The sequence below is a fragment of the Streptomyces sp. NPDC091371 genome, from assembly GCF_040684275.1.
Lineage (GTDB): Bacteria > Actinomycetota > Actinomycetes > Streptomycetales > Streptomycetaceae > Streptomyces.
Genome location: NZ_JBFBFP010000005.1, coordinates 236,314 through 261,778, shown reverse-complemented (window position 1 = coordinate 261,778; position 25,465 = coordinate 236,314). Strand labels below are relative to the sequence as shown.

Below are 25,465 nucleotides of genomic sequence, written 5' to 3'. Positions count from 1 at the left end.
GGCGACCGCCAGGCCAACAACGCCCTGCACACGATCGTGCTGGTCCGCATGAAATACGACCAGCGAACCCGCGACTACGTCGCCCGACGCACCGCTGAAGGCATGAACAAGAAGGACATCATGCGCTGCCTGAAACGGTTCGTCGCCCGCGAGATCTACCGCCACCTACCGCACACGACCCCCACCACCACAAAGCACCCACAGACCACTTGACGATCTATAGGAGCTTCAGGCCGTCCCGCCACGGAAAGACAAGAGACTGCCGGGAAACCCCCAAAAGAACGGGCCGGGGGATAAAAGAAGGGGCCGGGTCAGTCAGGGATGTCCGACCCCCCGAGCGAGGGGGCACACCCGGTCTCGGGCCCTCCCAGGCCGGTCCCGGGCCCGGGCAGGCGGCCAGCCATCGCCAAACCTCGACCACAAAGACCTCAGCCCCGACGGGCGCATCAAATCGCTACGCGCTCCTCGAAGACGGCGACCACAGGCTGATTGGGGCTGGTGTGTAGCCGCGGCAGATCGCTACGCGCTTCTCAATGATCAGCGTCCGACTGCCGTCTGGGGCTGGTGGTCGGCGGGCTCGACGTTGTCGACTGCAATGGTGAACTCACGGCCGGACGCACCCCGGATGTACGCCAGTTTCCCCCAATGCTCGCGAGCGAGGGAATCCGAAACGTTCTCGTTGATCACGGCCAACACGACGGCGCAGCAGGCTGTGAAGGACGTACTCATATCGCTCAGCCATCGGACGATTCCTCGATGGAGGACAGGAATCGCTCCCAGCCGTCGTGCGCACGGTCGAGGAGCTCCTGGCATCGCGGTCACCGGCTGCCGGATTACGACGTTCGGGTCAAAGCCATGGATTTACGATGCTACTGAGCATTCCCGGCGGCTATACAGGGGCGTCCACAACTTCGGCCGCATGGCCGTTCGTTCGATTGAGTCGGAGTGTCATGGCAACTCGGTCGTGGAGACGGGGGACGCTGCGGGTCGGTCGACTACCCCCACGCGTCGCACACTGCGGCGTACACGATCAACGTGCACTTCGACACCAAGTGCCGGATGACCGCACCGAACGTCTCCACCGAAGGAAGCCTTTCGCGCTCGCGCTGGTACGGAGGCCGGGAGCAAACACCGATACAAGGGCCAGGCCCGGTTCTACGTGTCCGGCCCCGAAGGCAAGGGTTCGGCCCATGTCTACAACCAGAACGACAGCGAGATCACGTGCACCAAGCACTGAACCGCGTCCTGGCAGCCGCCGTCGTGTGGGTACTTCCCGTACTCACCGCCTGCGGCAGCGGCCGGCAGGAAGACCTGCCTCGTGGCGTCGCGGCCCGTACACCCGCCGCCCCCTCGGCGCCGAGCGCACGGGACACCCGCCTCGCCGGCGCGCTTCCCCTGGTGGCCGGGGAGTGGGGGGAGCAGGGCGGCTCGCACGCTGCGCCGGAACGGCTCACGTGGCAGCGTGATCCGCGCGCGGCCCGTGACGAGCCGCTGAGCGTCGAGGTCAGCGGGCCGGGCCAACCCTGGTACGCGTCCTTCATGGTCCACAAGGCCCTGGACGAGGCCGGCGTCCCGAAGGAGGACACGGCGAACCAGACGGTCCTGGCCTGCGGTACCGGCATCACCGAGCCCGGCTGCCGCATCACGCGCGGCGACGGCGACGGCTGGCGCATCGAGACGTCGGCTCCCGCCCCGGAGAGCCACCCGTACCGTGTCCTGTACGTGCAGTGGCCGTCCGACGGACCGGGGCGGCCGGAGAAGTGGGCGTCATGGCAGCTCCCCACCCCCTGACCGGGATCGCCCCGGACCCCCGTGCGGCGGCCCGCTGGGCCCTGGGCAGGATGGCCTCGGCCGCCGCCGAGGACACCCGCTTCGCCGCGGTGGCCGAAGCCGTCCGGCACCGGGTCCCGCACGAGGTCTCCGGGCGCTACGGGGCGACCGACGCAGCCCGCTTCGAGAGCGGCAAGCCGGATCCCGACGCGCGCGAAACCCTCGACGACGCCTCGACCGCGGAACTGCGCCGGGACGTCTCCGTCGGTACGGATCCGTGCCTCGCGCTCACCGATCCGGCCAGGCTCGTCGGCGCGGTGGCCACCGCCTCCGACGGACGGCTCACGTGGCACGAAGGGCGGCCCGCGGTCGACCTCGTGCTCACCCCAGACCCCGAATCGGCCGATCCGACCGACCCCTGGCTACCGCCGGGGGCCTCCCGCCTGGCCGTCGCCGTCGACGTCCGTTCCGGCCTGCTCCTGCGGGCCGACGCCTTCGACACCCACGGCTGCTTCCGCAGTGGCACGCTCCGCCTCGCCCGCACTTCCGCGGACACGGACCCGGCAGCCCCCGCCCCGGACGGTACGGGCGCCGGCCCCGTACTCGCCCGGATGGCCACCAGCCTCCTCGACCCCGTACGGCTGCGCGCCGAGATCCACGCCGAACCCGGCCTCGACCCGCCCCTGCCGACGGCAGCGCTGCCCTCCCCGCGCCGCTGGACCGTCACCGTGCACAGCCCCAGTGGCACGCTGACCGCCGAGATGAGCGGCGCCTACCGCAGCGACCGGGCGGCCCCGGCCGCCGCCAGGCTCGCCGAACTGCTCACACCGGCCCGCATCGTGTCCCATCTGGCCGACGCCACCCCGACCGGCCCCCACTCCCTCCGCGCCACCGTCCGCCCCCTTCGCACTTTTCCCCTCAGTGCCTGGGCCCCCGAGGAAGACCTCGTCTGCGACTTCACCGTGGACCCGGCCACCGGCATCCTCCTCCACGCCCGGACCACCGACACCGCCTCCCGCGTCCTCTTCCGCTGCGAAGTCCGAACGCTCCACTCCGGGTGAGGGGACACCCCTGTGTCCCCCGGACCGGACATCACGCAAGGACGCCCTAATGGGGGCCTGCGGCTTGCTGAACGAGTTCTTCAAGGGCTTCCCAGGCAGCGGACGAATCGAAGAGCCTGAGGCAAGGCCCCTGTTCTGAGGCCAAGACGGCGTAGTGCTGGGGAATGTAGGAGAGCGCGCCCCAAGGCTCTTCGACATGAGCACGGACCAGGATCCGCCCAAAAGTCGTGCACCGGATCCAAGGGATCAGGAAGAGGTCGGCAAGGTTCGGGGCGATGAGCGAGGGGTGCACTTCCGCGAGGAAATCCGCTCCCGAATGCCGTCAGCCGACGAGGCCGAGCGGCTCTCACTCTCCACGGGCACGCCTGTCATCCAGATCGTCCGCACGGCCTTCACAGGGGACGGGCGGGCCATTGAAGTCAATGAAATGACCCTGGACTCCGCTTCCTACGTGCTGGAGTACGACTTCAGCGCCTGATCGCCACACCCCCAGACTGCAAGCAGTGGCGCGGTCTCGTCACCAGTCTCTGTCCAACACCTGCTGCGAGACCGGGAAGACGTCTGCGCAATCTGGGCACGTGGCTCGGCCGAAGAGGTATGTCACGCCGCGCGCGATCGTCGTGTGGCCGGTGGCGAGGGCAGTCTGGTGCAGGCGAGCGGGCAACGGATCCAGAACGACCGGATCGGCCGGCAGCAGGGGCGCCTTGGGCGGTTCGGTCGTCACGTAGTCACCGGCCGAGGCGAAGGCACCTAGATCGCCGAAGGCGATGAAGAGCGTCGACTCGCACGCTGGGCAGTCGATCTCGTACTCCTCCTCGAACAGTCCCTCCAGCTTTCCCGCACTCCACACTCGTTCGCCTTCGAAGGCCAGGACACACTGCTGGAGGTAGACAAAGGTCGGAGCGTGCTCGGTCGCCGAGTCGAGGAGGTGGCGGGCCACCGGCAGGAGGGCCGCAATCTCCTCGGCGTACCGGGCATCGTGTTCCGCGTCTGAGGCGGAGGCTATGAGGCCGGCCATCTGGACCGCGTCCTGCGGGTTGCCAGGGGCACGACCGGTTGCAATCGCCGCCAGGTACGGGAGGGCAACGAAGCTACCCTCGTGGACATCGTTTAGGTGGCAGAGGTCGTTCCACAGCTCGCTCCACACCTCCTCATAATCCTGACCGCCGAGGCGGGCGAAGGAGGCAGCAAGGGCCGAGTCGTCGGAAGGGTGAATGTTCACACCCGTCATTCTTCCAGCCGTTTCGCGTCGAAAGAGCCCCACGGCGGGCATGCCGAACTGTGCCTGGGTCAGGCGACAGAGCAACCGAAAAGGCCGGACGGTTTGCCCTAATTGAGGGGCGGGTTTGTGGTGTCGTCCTCGCCCTTCCATGGATCCAGATCAGATGGGCCGAGGAATCACCCCTCCAACCTCTTCACCGGCCCCATCAGCCCCAGACGGCCGTCGGACGCCGTCGTGGAGGAGCGCGTAGCGATTTGACGCGCCTGTCGGGGGCTGAGCTCTCTGTGGTCGAGGTTTGGCCGGGGCCGGCCGCCTGCCCGGTCCGGGGAGCGGCTTGGGAGGGCCCGAGGCGGGGCGTGCCCCCTGCCGAGCGGGGTCGGACATCCCTGACCGGCCCGTCCGTTTCCTTTATCCCCCGGCCCGTTCTTTTGGGGGTTTCCCGGCAGTCTCTTGTCTTTCCGGGGCGGGACGGTCGGTCAAGGGCGGCCGAAGGCCGTCGCGTAGCGACGCGAACGAAGTGAGCGCCCTTGAGGGACCGGCCCGACACGGAAGGACTATGGGACTGACGGGAAACCCCCCAGGACGACTCTGATTCCGCCCAGTGCAGGTCCCGCCCCCGCACCCCGGCCCGCCGAACAGAACCGGCAGCCCACGTCACAGCTCCGCTGCAACGGCCCCCGCCCAGGCCGGGGGGTTTGCGGTGGCTCGTAGAATCGGCGGGTGGATACGACCCTGGATGACCCCCTCGTCGGGCGCGTGCTCGATGGCCGCTACCGCGTAGACGCCCGCATCGCGGCCGGCGGCATGGCCACGGTCTACCGGGCCGTCGACACCCGGCTCGACCGCGTGCTCGCGCTGAAGGTGATGCACCCGGCGCTCGCCGCCGACGTCGGCTTCGTCGACCGGTTCATCCGGGAGGCGAAGAGCGTGGCGCGGCTCGCTCACCCCAACGTGGTCGCCGTCTACGACCAGGGCACGGACGGGCCGTACGTGTTCCTCGCCATGGAGTACGTGTCCGGCTGCACCCTGCGCGACGTGCTCCGTGAGCGCGGTGCGCTCCGGCCGCGGGCCGCACTCGACATCCTCGAACCCGTGCTCGCCGCGCTCGGCGCCGCCCACCGGGCCGGCTTCGTGCACCGGGACATGAAGCCCGAGAACGTCCTGATCGGGGACGACGGGCGGGTCAAGGTCGCCGACTTCGGGCTGGTCCGGTCCGTGGACTCCGTGACGAACACCACCGGCTCCGTCCTCGGCACGGTCTCCTACCTGGCCCCCGAGCAGATCGAGAACGGCATCGCCGACACCCGCGTGGACGTCTACGCCTGCGGTGTCGTGCTGTACGAGATGCTGACCGGCGCGAAACCCCACACCGGCGGGACCCCGGCCCAGGTGCTGTACCAGCACCTCCACGAGGACGTACCCGCCCCATCGGCGGCCGTCCCGGGGCTCGCCGTCGGGCTCGACGAGCTCGTCGCGCAGGCCACCGCCCGCAACCCCGACCTGCGTCCCTACGACGCCGCCGCGCTGCTCGGCCTCGCCCGTGAGGCCCGTGCGCTGCTCGGTGACGCCGAGCTGGACGCCGTACCGCCGCAGGCGCGGGCCGAGGAGCGGTCGTCCGCCGAGGACCGCACCGGCGTGATCCCGCGGCCGGTGTCCGCGCAGCAGCCCGTGCACCACACGTCCCGCCTGGAGATGCCGCCGCCTCCCCCGCCGCCGGCGCACCGGCCGGCCGGCACCCGCCTGCCCCGTCGCGGGGTGCTCCTGGTCATCGCCGGGGTGCTGCTCGCCCTCGGTCTCGGCACCGGCGTCTGGTACATCAGCGCCGGCCAGTTCACCCAGGTCCCCAACCTCCTCGGCAAGACGGAGGCGGAGGCCCGCGCCCAGCTGTCCGCCGCCGGGCTCGGGGTGAAGGGGGTCGACCGGAAGTTCAGCGACGCGTTCGACCGCGGAACGGTCATGAACACCGACCCGCCGGGCGGCAAGCGCATCCGCGGCAACGGCGCCGTGAAGATCACCATCTCCCGCGGCCCCCAGGTCGTGGCCGTGCCCAACCTGAAGGGCCGCCCGCTGGAGGAGGCGAAGCAGGAGCTGACGAAGGCCGGGCTGGCTCCGGGCATCGTCACGCAGGCCTTCAGCCAGGACGTCGCCCAGGGCTCGGTGATCAGCACCGACCCGGTGGGCGGCGAGAAGCGGGCGCCCGACACGGCGGTCGCGCTCGTGGTCAGCAAGGGCCGCCCGGTGCCGGTCCCGAGCGTGGTGGGGCTCCCCGCCGACCAGGCGAAGGCGAGCCTGGAGGGCCTGGGCTTCAAGGTCGAGACAGCCCCCGAGCAGGTCAACTCCCCTACCGCGGCCGGTACGGTCGCCAACCAGTCGGTCAGCGCCGGCGCCCAGGCCGCGGCCGGTGACACGATCACGCTGACCGTCTCCAAGGGCCCCCGCCAGCTCCCCGTCCCCAATGTGACGGGCCAGGAAGTGGACGCGGCCCGCAAGGCGCTGGAAGCCGCCGGCTTCAAGGTGAAGGTGGACCGGCCCTTCCTCTCCTTCAGCAACACCGTGGAGAGCCAGTCGGTGCCGGCCGGACAGAACGCCCCCGAGGGCAGCACGATCACCATCAAGACCAAGGGGCTTTGAGCAGCAGTGATACGCAATCCAGTGGGCGGGCACGTCCCCGTGGCGGGCGGCCTCGCCTCGGTCGGGCTGACCTACGCCCGCGAGATGGGCGCCGAGGCCGTCCAGGTCTTCGTCGCCAATCCGCGCGGCTGGGCCACCCCGGTCGGCAGTCCGGCGCAGGACGAGCGGTTCCGGGCGGAGTGCGCGGCGGAGTCGATCCCGGCGTACGTGCACGCGCCGTACCTGATCAACTTCGGCTCGCACACCGAGGCCACCGTCGAGAAGTCGGTGGAGTCACTGCGCCACTCGCTGCGCCGAGGCCGGGAGATCGGCGCGCTCGGGGTGGTCGTGCACACCGGCTCGGCGACCGGGGGCCGCCCGCGCGAGGCGGCGTACGCGCAGGTCAGGGAGCACATGCTGCCGCTGCTGGACGAGCTGACGCACGACGACGACCCCTTCCTGCTGCTGGAGTCCACGGCCGGGCAGGGTTCCTCGCTGTGCTCGACGGCGGAGGAGTTCGGCCCGTACTTCGAGGCGCTCGACCGCCATCCGATGCTCGGCATCTGCCTGGACACCTGCCACATCTTCGCGGCCGGTCACGACCTGGCGGAGCCCGGCGGGACGAAGCAGACCCTCGATCTGCTCGTCGACACGGTCGGGGAGGGCCGGCTGAAGCTGGTCCACGCGAACGACTCCAAGGAGGGCGTCGGCGCCCACAAGGACCGGCACGCCAACATCGGCCAGGGCCACATCGGCCGGGAGGCCTTTGCCGAGCTGTTCACGCACCCGGCGATGGAGGGCGTACCGCTGATCACCGAGACGCCCGGCGGCAAGGAAGGGCATGCGGCGGACGTGGCGCTGCTGAAGGAGCTGCGCGGCGCGCGGTGATCCAAACAATCTGTTGAGGAATACCCCATGGGGGTATACGGTTCTGTCAGATCGACGGAACCGCTACCCGGCTTTTCCCATGAGGGGGCTTTTGTCATGGAGCAGGCGCACGCGCACCACGACCATCACCAACACGGCGAGCACGCGCAGCACGAGGGACACGCGCAGCACGGCGACCACGCCCAGCGCGGCGACCACGCCGGACACGGCAGCCACGACAGCCACGGCGAGCACGCCGACCACAGCAGCCACACCGACCACAGCAACCACGGAGCCCACGCAGCCCACGGCGCCCACGGCAAGGTCAGCTGGGCCATGGCCGCCAAGGCCACCCTGCACTGCCTCACCGGATGCGCCATCGGCGAGGTGCTCGGCATGATCATCGGCACCGCGCTCGGGTGGGGGAACGTCCCGACCATGGTGCTGGCGATCGTGCTGGCGTTCTTCTTCGGCTACGCGCTCACCCTGCGCGGGATCCTCGCCGCCGGCGTGGACTTCCGTACGGCCATTCGGGTGGCTTTCGCCGCCGACACCCTCTCGATCGCCGTCATGGAGCTGATCGACAACGGAGTGATCGCCCTGTGGCCCGGCGCGATGGACGCGCACCTGTCGTCGCCGCTGTTCTGGATCGTCCTCGCGATCGCGCTCGCCGCCGCCTTCGTGATCACGGTCCCGGTCAACAAGTGGATGATCGGCCGCGGCAAGGGCCACGCGGTCGTCCACCAGTACCACCACTGAGGGGTACCACCATCGGGGGATCGCGGACGGCTCCCGCTTACAGCTCGGGGCCGTCCCCCGGCTCCTCCTGGTACGAGTAACGCTGCTCGCGCCAGGGGTCGCCGATGTTGTGGTAGCCCCGCTCCTCCCAGAAGCCCCGGCGGTCGGCGGTCATGTACTCGACGCCGCGGACCCACTTGGGGCCCTTCCAGGCGTACAGGTGCGGGACGACGAGCCGCAGCGGGAAACCGTGCTCGGCGGTGAGCAGTTCGCCGCCCTCGTGGGTGGCGAAGACGGTCCGCTCGGAAGCGAAGTCGGCCAGCCGCATGTTGGAGCTGAAGCCGTACTCGGCCCACACCATCACGTGCGTGACCTGCGGCGCGGGCGGCGCCAGGGCGAGGACGGTACGGGCGAGCACACCGCCCCATTCGGCGCCCTGCATGCTGAACTTCGTCACGCAGTGCAGGTCCGCCACGACCGAGTCGAACGGCAGGGCCGTGAACTCCTCGTGGTTCCAGCAGTGCTTGTCGCCGTCGGCCGTCGCCCCGAAGACGCGGAACTCCCAGCGCTCGGGCTTGAACTTGGGTACGGGCCCGTAGTGGGTGACCGGCCAGCCGCGCTGCAGCCGCTGCCCCGGAGGAAGCTCCGGCTGCTCTGCTCCCGGAGATTCCCGGCTTTCCGGCTGACCCATGACTCCATGGTGACAGACTTGGCGGGGTGGTCATGACCAGGTCTGGGCCAACAACGAGCACCGATCAGGGCATGTCACGGTAACTCCCACTAAGGAGGCACTTACTGGACGGCCCCCAGCGGCGGTGCAAGGATGCGCGCACCTGCCCCGTCACATAGCTGACATTGCCTGGAAGGAGCCTCTGCGATGCAGGGCGACCCCGAGGTCCTTGAGTTTCTGAACGAGCAGCTGACCGGCGAGCTGACGGCCATCAACCAGTACTGGCTGCACTACCGCATCCAGGACAACAAGGGCTGGACCAAGCTCGCCAAGTACACGCGTGAAGAGTCCATCGACGAGATGAAGCACGCGGACAAGATCACCGAGCGCATCCTCATGCTCGACGGTCTGCCGAACTACCAGCGCCTCTTCCACGTGCGTGTCGGCCAGACGATCACGGAGATGTTCCAGGCGGACCGCCAGGTCGAGGTCGAGGCGATCGACCGGCTCAAGCGCGGTATCGAGGTCATGCGCGGCAAGGGCGACGTCACCTCGGCCCGCCTCTTCGAGGAGATCCTGGAGGACGAGGAGCACCACATCGACTACCTCGACACCCAGCTGGAGCTCATCGAGTCCCTGGGTGAGCCGCTGTACATCGCGCAGCTGATCGAGCAGCCGAGCTAGCAGCCGTCAGGCGGCTTCCGCCAGCTCGGGCGCGGGCATCGGCGCCGCCACCGCCGCCAGCTCCGGGTCCGCGGCGAGGACGGCCGCCGCGTTGCCCTTCTCCAGCAGCTCACGGCGCGGGCACGCGCCCCGGCCGAGGATGCCCTGGATGGTGCGCACGCAGGAGCCGCAGTCGGTGCCGGCCTTGGTGGCCGAGGCTATCTGGCGCGGGGTGCAGGCCCCGGCGGCCGCGTGGTCCTTGACCTGCTTGTCGGTGATCCCGAAACACGAGCAGACGTACACGCGGTTCACCTCCCTGGGCGGAATGGTTCGGCGAGCCATCCCCTATTCGGTGAGGCTTACCTAACCGTACCCAAAGTTAGGGTTCCCTAAAAGACCCGGATACGCCGATGGGGCGCGGATCACATCGATCCGCGCCCCATCGTCGTAGGAAGCTACGCCGCAAAGATCGGCTTACTGGTCCCGGTACATCTCCGCGACCAGGAACGCCAGGTCCAGGGACTGGCTGCGGTTGAGACGCGGGTCGCAGGCCGTCTCGTAGCGCTGGTGCAGGTCGTCGACGAAGATCTCGTCGCCGCCGCCCACGCACTCGGTGACATCGTCACCGGTGAGCTCGACGTGGATGCCGCCCGGGTGGGTGCCGAGGCCCTTGTGGACCTCGAAGAAGCCCTTGACCTCGTCGAGCACGTCGTCGAAACGGCGCGTCTTGTGGCCGGAGGCCGCCTCGAAGGTGTTGCCGTGCATCGGGTCGGTGACCCAGGTGACGGTGGCACCGGACGCCGTGACCTTCTCGACGAGCTCGGGGAGCTTGTCGCGGACCTTGTCGGCGCCCATGCGGACGACGAAGGTCAGCCGGCCCGGCTCGCGCTCGGGGTCCAGGCGGTCGATGTACGTCAGCGCCTCGTCCACCGAGGTGGTGGGGCCGAGCTTGATGCCGATCGGGTTGGCGATCTGCGAGCAGAACTCGATGTGCGCGTGGTCCAGCTGGCGGGTGCGCTCACCGATCCAGACCATGTGGCCCGAGGTGTCGTACAGCTTGCCGGTGCGGGAGTCCGTACGGGTCAGCGCGCCCTCGTAGTCGAGCAGCAGCGCCTCGTGGGAGGCGTAGAACTCGACGGCCTTGAACTCGGCCGGGTCGGTGCCACAGGCCTTCATGAAGTTCAGCGCGTTGTCGATCTCCCGCGCGAGCTGCTCGTAGCGCTGCCCGGACGGGGAGGACTTCACGAAGTCCTGGTTCCAGGCGTGCACCTGGCGCAGGTCGGCGTAGCCACCGGTGGTGAAGGCGCGCACCAGGTTCAGCGTCGAGGCCGACGCGTGGTACATGCGCTTCAGCCGCTCGGGGTCCGGGATCCGGGCCTCTTCGGTGAAGGCGAAGCCGTTGACGGAGTCACCGCGGTAGGTCGGCAGGGTGACGCCGTCGCGGGTCTCGGTGTCCTTGGAGCGCGGCTTGGAGTACTGGCCCGCGATGCGGCCGACCTTCACGACGGGCACGGAGGCCGCGTACGTCAGGACGGCGCTCATCTGGAGCAGCGTCTTCAGCTTGGCGCGGATGTGGTCGGCGGACACGGCGTCGAAGGCCTCGGCACAGTCGCCGCCCTGCAGCAGGAACGCCTCGCCCTTGGCGACGGCTCCCAGGCGGGCGCGCAGCTGGTCACACTCGCCCGCGAAGACGAGCGGCGGATACGACTCGAGGTCCGCGACGACAGCGCGCAGTGCCTCGGCATCGGGGTACGAAGGCTGCTGCGCCGCGGGAAGGTCTCGCCAGGTCGCCTTGGCGGCGAGGGCGTGGGTTTCAGCGTTCACGGTCACCTCGTACACATTACGGCGTCGATGGCCCCGTCCAGCCTTCCGACCACCTGATGAGACGGAAGCGGCTCGAAGGTTGACGGAGCCCAAAAATTCGGAATCCATGGTTCATCCCGCGCCATGAGACACATCCTGCGCCCGGAGGGCGATCTGGGCTAAGGTGCGCAGCATGTACGCGCACTCGCACATGAACTGGTGGTGGCCCGCTCCCGGCGGCCCACTCCTCACGCGTACGTAAACGACATTACCGACGCGAAGGCCGCCCCGAGGGGCGGCCTTCCGCGTTTCTTCAACGACGCAGGGGCCGCTCCTCCCACCGGAAGGACGACCCGCCCCCATGTCCCAGCTGCCCCTGGCGATCAGCCGCCTGCTCGACGACTCCTGCCCGCCGTTCGCCCTGCTGCGCCGGCGGACCCCCGGCCGCGACCACGACACCGTCGAGGTGCTCCTCGGCCCGGTCCATGAGGCCGAGCGCCTCGCCGACCTGCCCGTCCGCGAGCTGCCCACCCTCGCCCTGGTCCCCTTCCGGCAGATCCGGGAGCGCGGATTCGACGTACGCGACGACGGCACGCCGCTGAGCGTGCTGGTCGCGGAGGAGGCGTACGAGGTCCCCCTTGCAGAGGCACTGGCCGCGCTGCCCGCGCACGCCGTACGGGTCGACGGGGGCGGGTTCGACGTCCCCGACGAGGAGTACGCGGCCACCGTCGAGCGGGTCATCGAGGACGAGATCGGCCGCGGCGAGGGCGCGAACTTCGTCATCCGGCGCACCTACGAGGGCCGGATCGACGGCTTCGGCCGGGCCGACGCCCTCGCCCTGTTCCGCCGGCTGCTGGAGGGCGAGCGGGGCGCGTATTGGACGTACGTCGTCCACACCGGGGAGCGCACGCTGGTGGGGGCCAGCCCGGAGGTGCACGTCCGGATGGCGGGCGGGACCGTCGTCATGAACCCCATCAGCGGCACGTACCGCTATCCGGCCGGCGGCCCCACCGTGGACTCGCTGCTCTCCTTCCTCGGCGACCGCAAGGAGACCGAGGAGCTGTCGATGGTGGTCGACGAGGAGCTCAAGATGATGTGCACGGTCGGCGACCGGGGCGGGGTCGTCGTCGGCCCCCGCCTGAAGGAGATGTCCCACCTCGCGCACACCGAGTACGAGCTGCGCGGGCGCTCCTCCCTGGACGTACGGGAGGTGCTGCGCGAGACGATGTTCGCGGCGACGGTGACCGGCTCGCCGGTGCAGAACGCCTGCCGGGTGATCGAACGGTACGAGGCCGGCGGGCGCGGCTACTACGCGGGCGCGCTGGCCCTGCTGGGGCTCGACGCCTCCGGAGCCCAGAGCCTCGACTCCCCCATCCTGATCCGCACCGCCGACATCGCCCCCGACGGTGTGCTGCGGGTGCCGGTCGGCGCCACGCTCGTGCGGCACTCCGACCCGGCGGGCGAGGTCGCGGAGACCCACGCCAAGGCCGCCGGGGTACTGGCGGCCCTCGGGGTCCGGCCGGCCGCGCCCCGGCCGGCCTTCGAGGGGGCCCGGCTGGCGGAGGACCCCCGGGTGCAGGCCGCGCTGGCGGCCCGGCGGGCGGACCTGGCGCCGTTCTGGCTGCGGATGCAGGAGCAGCCCCCGTCCCCGGCCGGCCACGCACTGGTGGTCGACGGCGAGGACACCTTCACGGCGATGCTGGCGCACGTGCTGCGGGTGGCGGGGCTGGAGGTGACCGTACGCCGCTACGACGATCCGGGCCTGCGGGCGGCGGCCCTGGCCTGGGAGGGCCCGATCGTGCTGGGCCCGGGCCCGGGCAACCCGGCGGACGCCGCCGACCCGAAGATGCGGATGCTGCGGGCGCTGGCCGCGGAACTCCTCGCGGGGCACCGGGGCGGGCTGCTCGGGGTCTGCCTGGGGCACGAGCTGCTGGCGGCGGAGCTCGGACTGCCGCTGGTCCGCAAGGCGGAGCCGGCGCAGGGGGCGCAGACGCGGATCGACCTGTTCGGGGCGGAGGAGGTGGTCGGCTTCTACAACACGTACACCGCGTATTGCGCCGAGGGCTCCGAGCCGGGTGGTGTGGAGGTCTCCCGGGATCCCGTGACGGGTGAGGTCCACGCGATCCGCTCCGCGGCGGGTGGCTTCGCGGGGGTCCAGTTCCACCCGGAGTCGGTCCTCACCCTGCGCGGCGCGGAGCTGCTGCGTGAGCTGGTGGCCGGGGCCTCCGTGCGGGCCTGATCCGCTGCGACGCGGGGCCTTCCCCCACCCCGCCCCTTCCCGAAACTGGGGGCTCAAACGCCGGACCGGCTGGGAGATCCAGCCTCGCCGGCGTTTGAGGCGCGGGGTCTGGGGCGGAGCCCCAGGAAACGGAGAAAGGGCGGGGCGGGGACCGGCTCCGCGCAGCGGCACCCGCACCCGACCGGAGTCAGGAGGGCACGAGCGTGTTCTCGGAGCGACGGCCCGCCAGGTAGTCGGCCACGTTCCGGACGGTGGTGTCGATGATCTGCCCCACCGCGTCCGTCGTGTAGTACGCCTGGTGCGAGGTCACCACCACGTTCGGGAAGGTGACCAGCCTGGCCAGGGTGTCGTCCTCCACGGCCACCAGGGACTTGTCGAGGAAGAACACCCCCGCCTCGGCCTCGTACACGTCCAGGCCGACCCCGGCGAACCGGCCGGCCCGCAGTTCCGAGACGAGCGCGTCCGTGTCGACCAGGCCGCCGCGGCTGGAGTTCACCAGGATCGCGTCGTCCCGCATCAGCCGCAGAGCCGCCGAGTCGATGATGTGGTGCGTGGCCTCCAGCAGCGGTACGTGCAGGCTGATCAGGTCCGAGGAGGCGAACAGCTCCTCCTTGTCCACGTACTTCATGCCGAGCTCCACGCACGCCGGGTTCTGCGCCACGTCCCAGCCCAGCAGGTTCATGCCGAAGCCGTGCGCGATCCGGGTGAAGGCCTCGCCGATCTTGCCGGTGCCGAGCACGCCCACCGTGCGGCCGCGCATGTCGCGGCCCATCAGGCCGTTCAGGCGGAAGTCGAAGTCCCGGGTGCGGTTCGAGGCGCGGACGATCCGCCGGTTCACGGCCATCGCCAGGGCCCAGGCGAACTCGGCCACCGAGTAGGGCGAGTAGTAGGAGACCCGGCTGACCGTCATGCCCAGCCGGCGGGCCACGTCGAGGTCGATGTTGTTGAAGCCGGTGGACCGCTGGGCGATCAGCTTCGTTCCGCCCGCCGCCAGGATCCGCAGCACCCGGCCGTTCAGGTCGGCGTTCACGCTGGAGGAGACGACCTCGTACCCGGCCGCGATCGGCGCGGTGTCCTCGCTCAGGAAGACGTCGAGGCAGCGGACCTCGTGCTGCCCGTCGAAGGCCTGTTCCAGGAGCGGCTTCTCGTCGGCGGTCACACCGAAGGCCAGGATCTCCACGCTTTGCTCCCGCAGGTAGGAGGTAGGACCATGGGTCGTTTGTCACCATACGACCCATGTCCCCCGACCGCTCAGCCGAAGAAGACCCCGACCTCCTCGTACAGCGCCGGGTCCACCGTCTTCAGCTTCGCCGTGGCCTCGGCGATCGGCACGCGGACGATGTCCGTCCCCTTGAGCGCGACCATCTTGCCGAAGTCCCGCTCGCGCACCGCGTCGATCGCGTGCAGGCCGAACCGGGTGGCCAGCCAGCGGTCGAAGGCGCTCGGCGTGCCGCCCCGCTGGATGTGGCCGAGCACGGTCGTGCGGGCTTCCTTGCCTGTCCTCGCCTCGATCTCCTTCGCGAGCCACTCGCCCACGCCGGAGAGCCGGACGTGCCCGAAGGAGTCCTTGGTGGCGTCCTTCAGCACCATGTCCCCGTCCTTGGGCATGGCGCCCTCGGCGACGACCACGATCGGTGCGTAGCTCGCCTTGAAACGGGAGGTGACCCAGGCGCAGACCTGGTCCAGGTCGAAGCGCTGCTCCGGGATCAGGATGACGTTGGCGCCGCCCGCGAGCCCCGAGTGCAGGGCGATCCAGCCGGCGTGCCGGCCCATGACCTCGACGACCAGGACGCGCATGTGCGATTCGGCCGTGGTGTGCAGCCGGTCGATGGCCTCGGTGGCGATGCCGACGGCGGTGTCGAAGCCGAAGGTGTAGTCCGTCGCCGACAGGTCGTTGTCGATGGTCTTCGGCACGCCGACGCAGGGGATGCCGTACTCCTCGTACAGCTTGGCGGCGACCCCGAGGGTGTCCTCGCCGCCGATCGCGATGAGCGCGTCGACCTCGTACTTGACGAGGTTCTCCTTGATCCGCCGGACCCCGTCCTCCACCTTGAACGGGTTGGTGCGCGAGGAGCCGAGGATGGTGCCGCCGCGGGGCAGGATGCCGCGGACGGCGGGGATGTCCAGGGGGACGGTGGCGCCTTCGACCGCGCCCCGCCAGCCGTCCTTGAACCCGATGAACCCGTAGCCGTACTCCTGCTCGCCCTTGCGTACGACGCCGCGGATCACCGCGTTGAGCCCGGGGCAGTCTCCGCCGCCGGTCAGCACTCCGACCTTCATTGCATCTCCCTTCGCCATGACGGCCACGCTAGTGGTGACGCAGGTCACAGCAAGGGGGGTGGAGTGCCAATTCCGGTGGAATCGCGGGGCGTTGCGTACGCCCGTTCACTCGTACGAGGAGTAAGTACGACGTTCGACCGGGCGTCGCGGCGGCTACGCGTCGTCGAGGCCGCGTTCTATGGCGTACCGGACGAGCTCCACCCGGTTGTGCAACTGGAGCTTGCCCAGGGTGTTCTGGACGTGGTTCTGGACCGTGCGGTGCGAGATGACCAGCCGTTCCGCGATCTGCTTGTACGACAACCCCTTGGCCACCAGCCGCAGCACCTCGGTCTCCCGGTCGGTCAGCTGGGGGGCCTTCGGCTCGTCGGAGGCGGTCGGCGCCGGGTCGGTGGCCAGGCGGCGGTACTCGCCGAGGACGAGCCCGGCCAGGCCGGGGGTGAAGACCGGGTCGCCGGCGGCGGTGCGGCGTACCGCGTCGATCAGCTCCTGGGCGCCCGCGGACTTCAGCAGGTAGCCGGTCGCGCCGGACTTCACCGCCTCCAGGACGTCCGCGTGCTCGCCGCTCGCCGACAGGACGAGGACGCGCAGGGCGGGGTTGGCGCCGACCAGCTCCTTGCAGACCTGGACCCCGGGCATGCCGGGCAGGTTGAGGTCGAGGACCAGGACGTGCGGGGTGACCGCGCCGGCCCGGCGGACGGCCTCGGGGCCGTCGCCGGCGGTGGCCACCACGTCGAAGCCCGCGGCGGCCAGGTCGCGGGCGACCGCGTCCCGCCACATCGGGTGGTCGTCGACGACCATCACCTTGATCTCGTTCAACTCGGTCCGCTCGCTCATCACTTGGCCGTCCTCCCCCTGGGTACTTTCAGTTCCACTTCGGTGCCCTGTCCGGGGACGGACACCAGCTCGGCGCTGCCGCCGAGGTCACGCAGCCGACCGCGGATGGACAGGGCGACGCCCATCCGTCCCTCGCCCTCGGCCTGGTCGAGCCGGCCCGCCGGGATGCCCGGGCCGTCGTCGCGGACGGTGACGATCACCTCGTCGCCCCAGTCCTCGACCAGGATCCAGGCCCTGGCCTCCACCCCGGCGTGCTTGCGCACGTTGTCGAGGGCGGCGCCGACCGCCGCGGCCAGCTCCTTCGCGGCGGGCACCGGCAGCTCCACCGGGGTGCCGGGCTCGGCAAAGCTGACCCGGGAGCCGGCGTGCGGGGCGAGGAGCGTCCGCAGATCGACCTCGCCCTCGTCGGCGCCGGGCTCCTCCACCTCGTACGAGGCCACCAGCGCGCCCAGCGACTCGTCGCGGGAGATCCGGGAGGGGTGCACGAGCCCGCTGGAGACCAGCGTGCGCAGAGCCACCTCCTGTTCGCCCGCCATCCGGCCGAGTTCGGCCGCCTCGCCGCCCAGTTCGGTGCCGCGCCGCTGGACCATGGCGAGGACCTGGAGGACCCCGTCGTGGATGTCGCGGGCGAGGCGCTCGCGTTCGCGGGTGGCGGCCTCGATCTCCAGGGCGCGGGCCAGGGTGGCCTCGCTGGCCCGGGCGACCTCGACGACGTAGCCGATGGCGATGGACGCGACCCAGACGAGCAGCACGTTGTGCAGGGTGTCGCGGGTGGGGTCGCCGCCGTGGATGGCCACGTTGGCGACGGCCACGAAGGTGGAGGCGAAGCAGGCCCAGCGCCAGCCGCCCTTGAGGGCGAAGGCGAGGACCGCGCCGGCGGTCCAGATGCTGGGGAGGGTCGGGCCGCCCTCGGCGATCCGCTTGTGGGTGTCGGCGACCGGGGTGAGCGCTATCCCGATGAGCGCGACGGCGAGGTCGGCGCAGAGGAAGCGCTTGGTGCAACTGGCGGCGTTGGCCACCTTGGAGGAGGTGGCCAGGGTCCAGACCGCGAGGACGGCGAGATAGCCGATCGCGACGCCGGGCTGGTCGAACCGCTTGTACGCGGAGGCGAACAGCAGCGCCGCGTAGACCATCGTCAGCAGCCGGTACGCCGTCAGGGCACGCCAGAGCGGCTGCTCGACCGACATGCGCACGACGCGTTCGCGTTTCGCCATCTCCCCCACCCCCGCGCCGCGGCGGTCGGTAACGCCGCCGCCCGCCCTACTCCGGCTTGCTGTCCTTGTTCTGCTTCTCGGCCTTCTCGGCCTTCTCCGCGTCGGCGATCTGCCGTTTGGCCGCCGTCGCGTAGATGTCCACGTACTCCTGGCCGGACAGCTTCATGATCTCGTACATGACCTCGTCGGTCACCGAGCGCAGGATGAAGCGGTCGCCGTCCATGCCGTGGTAGCGGCTGAAGTCCAGCGGCTTGCCGATCCGGATCCCCGGGCGCATCAGCTTGGGGACCACCTTGCCGGGCGGCTGGATCTTCTCCGTGTCGATCATCGCGACGGGGATCACGGGCGCGCCGGTGGCCAGGGCCACCCGGGCCAGCCCGCCGGGCTTGCCCCGGTAGAGGCGGCCGTCGGGTGAACGCGTCCCCTCGGGGTAGATACCGAACAGCTCCCCGCGCTCGATGACCTCGATGCCGCTCTTGATGGCGGCCTCGCCGGCCCCGCGAGCACCGGAGCGGTCCACCGGGAGCTGGCCGACGCCCTTGAAGAAGGCGGCCGTCAGCTTGCCCTTGACGCCCGGGGAGGTGAAGTACTCCGCCTTCGCGATGAAGGTGACCTTCCGGTCCAGTACGGCCGGCAGGAAGAAGGAGTCGGAGAAGGACAGGTGGTTGCTCGCGAGGATCGCCGGCCCCTCGGCGGGAATGTTCTCGAGGCCCTCCACCCACGGCCTGAAGGCGAGCTTCAGGGACCCTCCGATGGAGAACTTCATAGCGCCGTAGATCAACTGATGAGCCTTCCTGTGTCCTGTCGATCAGACCTTATCCCCTGGCTCCCCCGGCAGCGGTCCGACGACCCTGGTCGGTGCCACCCCGGTCGCGTACGGTGAAGTCACACAGAGCAACGCACCCACCTGATGTACATCATGATCAAGGAGACCCTGGTGCCCGTCCTCCCTGGAGCCGAGCCGTTCCGCCACGAGGGCGGAGAGGTCGGCGTCCTTCTCTGCCACGGCTTCACCGGTTCCCCGCAGTCGCTGCGCCCCTGGGCCGAGTACCTCGCCGGGAAGGGGCTCACGGTGTCCCTGCCGCTGCTGCCCGGGCACGGGACGCGATGGCAGGACATGCAGCTCACGGGCTGGCAGGACTGGTACGCGGAGGTCGACCGGGCGCTGCGCGAGCTGCTGGACCGGTGCGAGCGGGTGTTCGTCTTCGGGCTGTCGATGGGCGGCGCGCTGACCCTTCGGCTGGCCGCCAAGCACGGGGACGCGATCAGCGGCATCGTCCTGGTCAACCCCGCCAACAAGGTGCACGACCCGCTGGCGGTCACCCTGCCGGTGGCGAAGCACTTCATCCGCTCGACGCCGGGCATCGCCAGTGACATCGCGAAGCCGGGCTCGGACGAGGTGGGCTACGACCGGGTGCCGACCAGGGCCGCGCACTCCCTGCGCAAGTTCCTCCAGCTCGTGGACGCCGAGCTGCCGCAGGTGACGCAGCCGCTGCTGCTGCTGCACAGCCCGCAGGACCACGTCGTCCCGCCGGCCGACTCGGCGCGGGTCCTGGCGCGCGTCTCGTCGACGGACGTCACCGAAACGCTGCTGGAACAGAGCTACCACGTCGCGACGTTGGACCATGACGCGGAGCGCATCTTCGAGGGCAGCTTCGCCTTCATCGGCCGACTGGCGCAGGACATGGACAGCAGGGAGGGGGCGGAGGCGGGTGGCTGAGCACGAGGAGCAGTCGGGCGGAGTTCCGCCGCTGGACGAGGAAGCGGCGTGGGCGGCGATCGTCGCCGGCTACGGGCAGGAGCCGCCGGACCCGCCGGGGGCCAGGCCGTTCCGGCCCATCGAGAACCTGCTGCTGCCGGAGGAGGACGTGAAGCCGTCTCCGCCGGACGCGGAGGCGGGAGCGGACACGGAGCCGAAGGCCGAGCCGGAGCCGCCGGCTGCGCCTGCTCTGGGCAGCTCGGTGGTCTTCGCCCCGGGCGTGGGCATGGCGGGTCCGGGTCCTCGCGACCATTCCCTGGCGGAGCCGAAGGACGAGGACGAGGGACACTTCGTCCAGCCCGAACCGGAGCTCCCGGAGGCGGACACCACGTCGAAGTTCGCCTGGCTGGCGGTGGTCGGCGGCCCGGTGCTGTTGCTGCTGGCGGTGCTGCTGCAGTGGGAGATGACGTGGTGGCTGACGACGCTGGGCATCGGCGGCTTCCTGGGCGGCTTCGCGACGCTGGTCGCGCGGATGGCGCAGGGCGACGACGATGACGACGACCCGGGTCGCGGCGCCGTCGTCTAGGCCGGGGCCCCTGGGGCTCCGCCCCAGACCCCGCTCCTCAATCGCCGGACGGGCTGGAACCTCCAGCCCCGCCGGCGTTTGAGGCGCGGGGGTCCGGGGGCCGGCCCCCGGTAGCGGCGGCGCGCCGGACCGTTCGGCTACCCCCCAGCCGGGAGGCGAACGGCTGCCAGGACCGGGAGGTGGTCCGTGGCCGTGCGGAGGTCGCGGGAGGAGACCCCCGGCAGCCCCGCAGGGACACCGCAGGCCAGCACCTCCACCCCCCGCGAGGCGAACACCGCGTCGATGCGGCGGTCCGGCGCCGCCGCCGGGAAGGTCGGCTCCCCGCCCCAGGGGGCGACCGACCAGCAGTCCTGGAAGGTCTCGGAGAGCCGGCTGAAGGCCGGGCCCCCCGGGGTCTCGTTCACGTCACCGGCCACGATCGCGTACGGCACGTCCATCGAGGCGACCCGGTCCAGGAGGAGCCCCGCCTGCGCCCCGCGTTCGGCCTTGTCCAGCGACAGGTGGGTGCTGACGACCCCCACCCGGGCCCCCGCGAAGCGGACCACCGCCGTGGCGAGGCCCCGCCGGTGCAGGCCGGGGGTCAGCGGCAGCAGCACGTCCTCACTGCGCTCCACGAAGGCCCGTAGCGAGCACAGCAGCAGCGGACCGGCCGCCGTGGCGCCGCCGCTCAGCACCACCAGTTCGGACTTCGCGGCGAGCCGTGCCGCGTGCTTGCGCCACCGGAAGAACAGGGGCGCTTCCTGGACGAAGACCAGGTCGGGTTCGCACGCCCGGATGACCCTGGCCAGGGCGTCCTCGTCGTCGCGCAGCGAGCGGATGTTGTAGCTGAGGACCCGGATCACGGCAGAACCGTCCGGCTCCGTACGGGACTTCGGCAGCGAAGGCAGCAACTGGTCCATGCCCGCAAGATATGCGGCCGCCCGCCGCTCCCCCAGGGGGCGCGGCGGGCGGTCCGGGAGCAATTGGGCGTCAGCCCTGGCGGGCCAGGTCCGCCGCGCCGACGAGCCCGGCCTTGCCGCCGAGCTGAGCGGCCAGCACCTGCGCGTGCGGGCGCCAGGCGCCGCCGACCAGCCAGCGCTTGAAGGACTTGCGGATCGGGTCGAGGACGAGGTCGCCCTCGTCGGAGACCCCGCCGCCGACGATGAACGCCGACGGGTCGAAAAGGGAAGCCAGGTCGGCCAGCCCGGCTCCGGCCCAGCGGGCCAGCTCGCGGAAGGCGTCGATCGCGACCAGGTCACCGGCCCGCGCGGCCTGGCTGATGTGCTTGCCCTCGATGCCCTCGGGGGTGCCGTCGCCGAGCGCGAGCAGGGCCACCGCGTTCTCGGGGGTGGCGTTGGCGCGCTGCTTCGCGTACCGGACCAGCGCGCGCCCGGAGGCGTACTGCTCCCAGCAGCCCTGGCTGCCGCAGCCGCACAGCAGGCCGTCGGGGACGACGCGGATGTGCCCGAACTCGGCGGCGACGCCGAAGCGTCCGCGCCGCAGCTTGTTGCCGATGATGATGCCGCCGCCCAGGCCGGTGCCGAGCGTGATGCAGATGACGTCCTCGTGGCCCTGGCCGGCGCCGAAGCGGTACTCGCCCCAGGCCGCGCAGTTCGCGTCGTTCTCGACGACCACGGGCAGGCCGATGCGCTGCTCGACCTTGTCCTTGAGCGGCTCGTGGCGCCAGTTGATGTTCGGCGCGAAGAGCACGGTGGCGCGCTTGTCGTCCACGTATCCGGCGGCGCCGATGCCGACCGCGTCGATGGTGTGGTTGCTGCTGACCTCGGCGACGGCGGCGCAGATGGCCTCCGTCACGCCGTCCGCGGTCGGCGGGGTGGGCACCTTGTACGTCTCAAGGATGGTGCCCTCTTCGTCGACCACGCCGGCCGCGATCTTCGTGCCGCCGATGTCGACGCCGATGGTGAGTCCCATTAGTCCCTCGGTTTCCGGTCAAACCCCGCCACGGCCAACCGTACCCGAGGGCGCGGGAGGATCAGTCGAGATCGATCCGCTGGCCGGGGCCTGCGTCGGGGCCCTCGTCGCGCGGGTCGCGGTCCTGGGGTGCCGTGCGGGGGGCCGGGGGCTCGTCGCGCGTCCAGCGGCGTTCGTGGCCCTCGACGGCGGAGCGGTAGGCGGCGAGGAGCTCGGAACCGGCTGCCGCGAGGTGGTCGAAGACCTCGGGGTTGCGCTCGATGACGGGCTTGGCCGCGGTCTTGGCCTGGTCGACGAACTGGCGTACCGCGCCCTGTGCGGCGGCTCCGAACAGCGGGTTGTTCAGGGAGGAGACCTTGTCGGCGACGGCCTCGAAGAGCTTGAACAGCTCCTCGGCGGCGGTCCCGGTGGACCCGGCGCCGGTCTGGCCCTGTCCGCGCAGGCGCTCCTTCTCGGCGGCGAGGTCCTCGGCGCAGGCCTTGGCCCAGGCGTCGTCGTCGGTGGGTCGTTCGGTGGCCTCGCTCATCGCGGATTCTCCTTGCGGGCGTTCGGTGCGGCCTCTTTCGACCTTACCCGAATGGGGGTACGCGGATCAGGCTGCTTCAGGGCGTACGGGGCCACAGGCCCGGGTCCGGGGTGAAGCGGATGCGGAGCACGCCGTCGGCGAGGGCGGCGCCGGAGACGGAGCAGCGGCGCAGGACGGAGGGCAGCGGAACGATCCTGCGGTAGGGGCCGGCGGTGAGGAGCAGCTCGTCGCCGCGGCGGATCAGGTCGAGCTCGCTCTTGCGGGCGCCGGGCAGCGGCACCTCCCAGACGAGCACCCCGTCCTCGGCGCGGCGGTCCTCGACGGCCCAGCCGCGGCGGGGTGCCGGCGGCTGCGGCACGAGCCCGGCCGTTTCCGCGAGGAGGGCCAGGTCCTGGGGGCCGCGGGGGTCCCGGCCGAGGTGGGCGAGGGGGATCACCGGGAGTTCGGCGGCCCACTCTGCGGCGTGCTTCTCCTGCTGGGCGGCGAGGCCGGTGAGCCAGGGGTCGGCCGAGCCCTGCGGGAGGAGCCGGTTGGCGACGACGGCGGAGACGGGCAGCTGCTGGAGTGCGAGCCCGAGCCGGCCGAGGCGCAGCGCGTCGGCGGAGGCCGGTCCCGGCTCGGCGACGAGCCGTACCTCGGTGGTGTCGGCCTCGACGACGGCCTGCACGGCGGCGAGCTCCTCGTCCCAGCGGGCGGCGGTCTCGTAGAGCCACTGCGCGGGCATGGGCACTCCGGCCAGCTGGGCCAGTACGGGACGCAGCGCGCGGGCGGCCTGGCGCTCCGCGGGGAGCAGGCGGGCGAGGTAGCGGCGCAGCTGGGCGGGGAGGGCGAGGGTGGTGACGGCCCGGTGGAGCGGGGGCAGGTCGACGACGACGAGGTCGGTGTCGGGCGCGGTGGCCGCCCGGCGGACGGCGCGGAGCAGGGCGAACTCCTCGGCGCCGGGCAGCTCGGTGAGCTCCTCGGCCGTGAGGGGGCGGGCCCCGACCATCCCGAGCAGCGCGGAGCCGCGCTCCTGGAGGGCGACGATCTCGTCCCGGAACTCCTGGCCGGAGTCCAGGCGGGCCACGCGGAGCCGGTCGGCCGGTTCGACTCCGTCGGCGGTCAGCAGCACTACCCGGCGGCCTTCGCGTGCGGCGGCGATGGCGGTGGCCGCGGCCACGGTGGACTTCCCGGCTCCGCCGGGGCCGGTGATCAGCAGGGTGTGCACGTCGCTCCGCGTGGGTGTGAGGTCCGCCGCCGCCCGGCCGTGCGGCTCAAAGATCCGGGGCTCCGCCCCGTACCCCGCTCCTCAAACGCCGGAGGGGCTGGATTCTCGCCCGGCAGGGCTGGATTTGCGAAGCGAATTCCAGCCTCGCCGGCGTTTGAGGCGCGGGGTCTGGGGCGGAGCCCCAGCGGCGGCGGCGCACCCGGAACCAGCGCGCGCCCCGACGGGAGTCAGACGGCTTCGACGCGCTTCTTCAGGCCCGCCAGCGCCCGGTCGATGATGACCTTCTCCGCCTTGCGCTTGATCATGCCCAGCATCGGGATCTTGACGTCCACCGTCAGCTGGTAGGTGACCTCCGTGCGCTTGCCGCCGTCCACCGGCGCCAGCCGGTACGAGCCGTCAAGCTGCCGCAGCATCTGGGACTTGACGAGGGTCCAGCTGACCTCGTCCGCGCCGGTCCAGGTGTAGCCGAGGACGTGGTCGTCCTTGATCGCGCCGGCGTCGAGCAGCAGCCGCACCTGCGCCGCGCGGCCCTCGGCGTCGGTGGCCAGGACCTCGGCCTCCTTCACCTCGCCGGTCCACTCGGGGTAGCGGGCGAAGTCGGAGATCACGGCCATCACGTCGGCCGGGGAGGCGTCGATCGTGATGCTTGAGCTGGTGTGTTCCGCCATCGCGGTGGCTCCTCCGGGGAGTGTTCGAGGAAGTGTGCGGCCTGGGGCCGCCGCTCCGAAGGCTACCGTGCGTGCGATGGTCACCACTCCAGGGCCCATGGCCTTCCGGTGGCGGCGAAGTGCCCCACGTTCACGCACTCGGTGTTCCCGATCCGCATCCGCCGCGCCAGCGGCTGGTGCACGTGTCCGAAGAGGGCGTACCGGGGCCTGGTCCGCCGGATCGCGGCGAGCAGGGCCTCGCTGCCCCGTTCGAAGCGGCGTGCCACGGTGTCGTAGCAGAGCTCGGGCACCTCGGGCGGGATGTGCGAGCACAGTACGTCGACTTCGCCGAGCGCCTCCACCTTGGCCGCGTACTCCTCGACGTCCACCTCGTACGGGGTGCGCATCGGCGAGGGCAGTCCGCCGCCGACGAAGCCGAAGACGCGGCCGCCGATCTCGGCCCGCTGCCCGTCGAGCACGGTGATGCCGGGGCGGCTGTCGGCGTACTCGGGCCACAGTCCCGGGATGTCGACATTGCCGTAGGTGGCGTAGGTGGGGTTCGGGAAGGCGGCGAACATCTCCGCGTACTGGCGGCGGACCGCGCCCTCGATCAGCCGGTCCCGGTCGAGCCCGTCCCACAGCTGCCGGCCGAAGGCGTGTGCCTCGGCGAATCGGCGGGCGGTGCGCAGTTCGACGATGTGGTCGGCGTTCTCGATGCCGAAGAGGTCGGGGAAGATCCCGCGCGAGTGGTCGGCGTAGTCGAGGAAGAGGACGAGGTCGCCGAGGCAGATCAGGGCGTCGGCGCCCTCCCCCGCCCGGGCGAGGGCCTCGGCGTTGCCGTGCACGTCGCTGACGACGTGGATCCGTGTGCGGCTTTTCCTGCCACGCGTGCTGCCACCCATGCGGCCACCCTAGGGG

The 25,465-nt window shown here is 71.1% G+C and carries 24 protein-coding genes and 3 pseudogenes; 11 read left to right on the top strand and 16 right to left on the bottom strand.

Annotated elements, in window-relative coordinates; genetic code table 11:
* Positions 1 to 213 (top strand): annotated as a pseudogene (locus AB0O21_RS09505) (IS110 family transposase); the annotation flags it as partial.
* Between the two features lie 324 nt (positions 214 to 537).
* Here the strand turns inward: AB0O21_RS09505 and AB0O21_RS09500 are convergent.
* A pseudogene (locus AB0O21_RS09500) lies at positions 538 to 742 on the bottom strand (hypothetical protein).
* Between the two features lie 479 nt (positions 743 to 1,221).
* Between AB0O21_RS09500 and AB0O21_RS09495 the strand changes: the two are divergent.
* The 3 genes and pseudogenes from AB0O21_RS09495 to AB0O21_RS09485 form a co-directional block, all read left to right on the top strand.
* Positions 1,222 to 1,791 (top strand): hypothetical protein, encoded by a 570-nt coding sequence (locus AB0O21_RS09495; RefSeq protein WP_365168288.1) that lies wholly within the window; start codon positions 1,222 to 1,224, stop codon positions 1,789 to 1,791.
* Complete coding sequence (locus AB0O21_RS09490) at positions 1,770 to 2,831, top strand: hypothetical protein (protein ID WP_365168286.1); 1,062 nt, start codon at positions 1,770 to 1,772, stop codon at positions 2,829 to 2,831. Before AB0O21_RS09495 ends, AB0O21_RS09490 begins: the two co-directional genes overlap by 22 nt.
* Before the next feature lie 286 nt (positions 2,832 to 3,117).
* Positions 3,118 to 3,309, top strand: a pseudogene (locus AB0O21_RS09485) (UTRA domain-containing protein); the annotation flags it as partial.
* A gap of 39 nt (positions 3,310 to 3,348) precedes the next feature.
* Here AB0O21_RS09485 and AB0O21_RS09480 read toward each other — a convergent pair.
* The gene (locus tag AB0O21_RS09480; RefSeq protein WP_365168285.1) at positions 3,349 to 4,053 is read right to left on the bottom strand and encodes a hypothetical protein; all 705 of its coding nucleotides are present in this window, start codon (positions 4,051 to 4,053) and stop codon (positions 3,349 to 3,351) included.
* A gap of 720 nt (positions 4,054 to 4,773) precedes the next feature.
* Between AB0O21_RS09480 and pknB the strand changes: the two genes are divergently transcribed.
* The 3 genes from pknB to AB0O21_RS09465 all read left to right on the top strand — a co-directional run bounded on the left by pknB (position 4,774) and on the right by AB0O21_RS09465 (position 8,289).
* Positions 4,774 to 6,684 (top strand): Stk1 family PASTA domain-containing Ser/Thr kinase, encoded by a 1,911-nt coding sequence (gene pknB, locus AB0O21_RS09475; protein WP_365168282.1) that lies wholly within the window; start codon positions 4,774 to 4,776, stop codon positions 6,682 to 6,684.
* 9 nt (positions 6,685 to 6,693) lie between these two features.
* A complete protein-coding gene (locus AB0O21_RS09470) occupies positions 6,694 to 7,551 on the top strand; it encodes a deoxyribonuclease IV (RefSeq protein WP_365168337.1) in 858 nt (285 codons plus the stop codon).
* Between the two features lie 96 nt (positions 7,552 to 7,647).
* Positions 7,648 to 8,289 carry a DUF4396 domain-containing protein gene (locus AB0O21_RS09465; RefSeq protein WP_365168280.1) on the top strand — a complete coding sequence of 214 codons (642 nt, stop codon included), beginning with the start codon at positions 7,648 to 7,650 and terminating at the stop codon, positions 8,287 to 8,289.
* 37 nt (positions 8,290 to 8,326) lie between these two features.
* Here the strand turns inward: AB0O21_RS09465 and AB0O21_RS09460 are convergent, their stop codons facing one another.
* A complete protein-coding gene (locus tag AB0O21_RS09460; protein ID WP_365168278.1) occupies positions 8,327 to 8,959 on the bottom strand; it encodes a sulfite oxidase-like oxidoreductase in 633 nt (210 codons plus the stop codon).
* Between the two features lie 186 nt (positions 8,960 to 9,145).
* On the opposite strand from AB0O21_RS09460, the gene bfr reads away from it, so the two are divergent.
* Positions 9,146 to 9,622, top strand: a complete 477-nt coding sequence (bfr, locus tag AB0O21_RS09455) for a bacterioferritin (RefSeq protein ID WP_272257196.1) — start codon at positions 9,146 to 9,148, stop codon at positions 9,620 to 9,622.
* A gap of 6 nt (positions 9,623 to 9,628) precedes the next feature.
* Here the strand turns inward: bfr and AB0O21_RS09450 are convergent, their stop codons facing one another.
* Both AB0O21_RS09450 and AB0O21_RS09445 read right to left on the bottom strand, forming a co-directional pair.
* Entirely contained in the window at positions 9,629 to 9,904 is a 276-nt protein-coding gene (locus tag AB0O21_RS09450) for a (2Fe-2S)-binding protein (protein WP_365168276.1), read from the bottom strand.
* Between the two features lie 171 nt (positions 9,905 to 10,075).
* Positions 10,076 to 11,431 carry a class II 3-deoxy-7-phosphoheptulonate synthase gene (locus AB0O21_RS09445; protein ID WP_365168274.1) on the bottom strand — a complete coding sequence of 452 codons (1,356 nt, stop codon included), beginning with the start codon at positions 11,429 to 11,431 and terminating at the stop codon, positions 10,076 to 10,078.
* Positions 11,432 to 11,765: 334 nt separating this feature from the next.
* On the opposite strand from AB0O21_RS09445, the gene AB0O21_RS09440 reads away from it, so the two are divergent.
* Complete coding sequence (locus AB0O21_RS09440; protein ID WP_365168272.1) at positions 11,766 to 13,643, top strand: anthranilate synthase family protein; 1,878 nt, start codon at positions 11,766 to 11,768, stop codon at positions 13,641 to 13,643.
* A gap of 187 nt (positions 13,644 to 13,830) precedes the next feature.
* Here the strand turns inward: AB0O21_RS09440 and AB0O21_RS09435 are convergent, their stop codons facing one another.
* From AB0O21_RS09435 to AB0O21_RS09415, 5 genes are all read right to left on the bottom strand, one after another.
* Positions 13,831 to 14,823 carry a 2-hydroxyacid dehydrogenase gene (locus AB0O21_RS09435; protein ID WP_365168270.1) on the bottom strand — a complete coding sequence of 331 codons (993 nt, stop codon included), beginning with the start codon at positions 14,821 to 14,823 and terminating at the stop codon, positions 13,831 to 13,833.
* Positions 14,824 to 14,894: 71 nt separating this feature from the next.
* Entirely contained in the window at positions 14,895 to 15,923 is a 1,029-nt protein-coding gene (locus AB0O21_RS09430; protein WP_365168334.1) for a 6-phosphofructokinase, read from the bottom strand.
* Between the two features lie 153 nt (positions 15,924 to 16,076).
* The gene (locus AB0O21_RS09425; RefSeq protein ID WP_365168267.1) at positions 16,077 to 16,757 is read right to left on the bottom strand and encodes a response regulator transcription factor; all 681 of its coding nucleotides are present in this window, start codon (positions 16,755 to 16,757) and stop codon (positions 16,077 to 16,079) included.
* A complete protein-coding gene (locus AB0O21_RS09420; protein WP_365168264.1) occupies positions 16,757 to 17,971 on the bottom strand; it encodes a DUF5931 domain-containing protein in 1,215 nt (404 codons plus the stop codon). The genes AB0O21_RS09425 and AB0O21_RS09420 overlap by 1 nt, the downstream gene beginning before the upstream one ends.
* Before the next feature lie 46 nt (positions 17,972 to 18,017).
* A complete protein-coding gene (locus tag AB0O21_RS09415; protein WP_365168332.1) occupies positions 18,018 to 18,737 on the bottom strand; it encodes a lysophospholipid acyltransferase family protein in 720 nt (239 codons plus the stop codon).
* A gap of 171 nt (positions 18,738 to 18,908) precedes the next feature.
* Between AB0O21_RS09415 and AB0O21_RS09410 the strand changes: the two genes are divergently transcribed.
* The gene (locus AB0O21_RS09410; RefSeq protein ID WP_365168330.1) at positions 18,909 to 19,691 is read left to right on the top strand and encodes an alpha/beta fold hydrolase; all 783 of its coding nucleotides are present in this window, start codon (positions 18,909 to 18,911) and stop codon (positions 19,689 to 19,691) included.
* Positions 19,684 to 20,256: a hypothetical protein gene (locus AB0O21_RS09405; RefSeq protein WP_365168261.1), complete on the top strand. Its 573-nt coding sequence runs from the start codon at positions 19,684 to 19,686 to the stop codon at positions 20,254 to 20,256. The genes AB0O21_RS09410 and AB0O21_RS09405 overlap by 8 nt, the downstream gene beginning before the upstream one ends.
* Positions 20,257 to 20,393: 137 nt before the next feature.
* On the opposite strand, the gene AB0O21_RS09400 is transcribed toward AB0O21_RS09405, so the two are convergent.
* The 6 genes from AB0O21_RS09400 to AB0O21_RS09375 form a co-directional block, all read right to left on the bottom strand.
* Positions 20,394 to 21,155, bottom strand: coding sequence for an endonuclease/exonuclease/phosphatase family protein (locus AB0O21_RS09400; protein ID WP_365168258.1), 762 nt, complete (start codon positions 21,153 to 21,155; stop codon positions 20,394 to 20,396).
* Between the two features lie 70 nt (positions 21,156 to 21,225).
* Positions 21,226 to 22,167 (bottom strand): ROK family glucokinase, encoded by a 942-nt coding sequence (locus AB0O21_RS09395; protein ID WP_365168256.1) that lies wholly within the window; start codon positions 22,165 to 22,167, stop codon positions 21,226 to 21,228.
* Positions 22,168 to 22,228: 61 nt separating this feature from the next.
* Positions 22,229 to 22,693: a DUF5304 domain-containing protein gene (locus AB0O21_RS09390; protein ID WP_365168254.1), complete on the bottom strand. Its 465-nt coding sequence runs from the start codon at positions 22,691 to 22,693 to the stop codon at positions 22,229 to 22,231.
* A 76-nt stretch (positions 22,694 to 22,769) separates the two neighbouring features.
* Positions 22,770 to 23,900: an ArsA-related P-loop ATPase gene (locus AB0O21_RS09385; RefSeq protein WP_365168251.1), complete on the bottom strand. Its 1,131-nt coding sequence runs from the start codon at positions 23,898 to 23,900 to the stop codon at positions 22,770 to 22,772.
* 227 nt (positions 23,901 to 24,127) lie between these two features.
* Complete coding sequence (locus AB0O21_RS09380; RefSeq protein WP_365168249.1) at positions 24,128 to 24,568, bottom strand: SRPBCC family protein; 441 nt, start codon at positions 24,566 to 24,568, stop codon at positions 24,128 to 24,130.
* An 80-nt stretch (positions 24,569 to 24,648) separates the two neighbouring features.
* On the bottom strand, positions 24,649 to 25,449 hold the full coding sequence (locus tag AB0O21_RS09375; RefSeq protein WP_365168246.1) for a metallophosphoesterase: 801 nt from the start codon (positions 25,447 to 25,449) through the stop codon (positions 24,649 to 24,651).
* Between the last annotated feature and the right edge of the window lie 16 nt (positions 25,450 to 25,465).

Excerpts from the sequence above, each read along its gene's own strand:
- AB0O21_RS09490 (WP_365168286.1), top strand. The coding sequence starts at position 1,770 with ATGGCAGCTCCCCACCCCCTGACCGGGATCGCCCCGGACCCCCGTGCG.
- AB0O21_RS09375 (WP_365168246.1), bottom strand. The coding sequence starts at position 25,449 with ATGGGTGGCAGCACGCGTGGCAGGAAAAGCCGCACACGGATCCACGTC.
- AB0O21_RS09415 (WP_365168332.1), bottom strand. The coding sequence starts at position 18,737 with ATGAAGTTCTCCATCGGAGGGTCCCTGAAGCTCGCCTTCAGGCCGTGG.
- AB0O21_RS09420 (WP_365168264.1), bottom strand. The coding sequence starts at position 17,971 with ATGGCGAAACGCGAACGCGTCGTGCGCATGTCGGTCGAGCAGCCGCTC.
- AB0O21_RS09395 (WP_365168256.1), bottom strand. The coding sequence starts at position 22,167 with ATGGGACTCACCATCGGCGTCGACATCGGCGGCACGAAGATCGCGGCC.
- AB0O21_RS09380 (WP_365168249.1), bottom strand. The coding sequence starts at position 24,568 with ATGGCGGAACACACCAGCTCAAGCATCACGATCGACGCCTCCCCGGCC.
- AB0O21_RS09440 (WP_365168272.1), top strand. The coding sequence starts at position 11,766 with ATGTCCCAGCTGCCCCTGGCGATCAGCCGCCTGCTCGACGACTCCTGC.
- AB0O21_RS09425 (WP_365168267.1), bottom strand. The coding sequence starts at position 16,757 with ATGAGCGAGCGGACCGAGTTGAACGAGATCAAGGTGATGGTCGTCGAC.
- bfr (WP_272257196.1), top strand. The coding sequence starts at position 9,146 with ATGCAGGGCGACCCCGAGGTCCTTGAGTTTCTGAACGAGCAGCTGACC.
- AB0O21_RS09400 (WP_365168258.1), bottom strand. The coding sequence starts at position 21,155 with ATGGACCAGTTGCTGCCTTCGCTGCCGAAGTCCCGTACGGAGCCGGAC.
- AB0O21_RS09460 (WP_365168278.1), bottom strand. The coding sequence starts at position 8,959 with ATGGGTCAGCCGGAAAGCCGGGAATCTCCGGGAGCAGAGCAGCCGGAG.
- AB0O21_RS09465 (WP_365168280.1), top strand. The coding sequence starts at position 7,648 with ATGGAGCAGGCGCACGCGCACCACGACCATCACCAACACGGCGAGCAC.
- AB0O21_RS09430 (WP_365168334.1), bottom strand. The coding sequence starts at position 15,923 with ATGAAGGTCGGAGTGCTGACCGGCGGCGGAGACTGCCCCGGGCTCAAC.
- AB0O21_RS09390 (WP_365168254.1), bottom strand. The coding sequence starts at position 22,693 with ATGAGCGAGGCCACCGAACGACCCACCGACGACGACGCCTGGGCCAAG.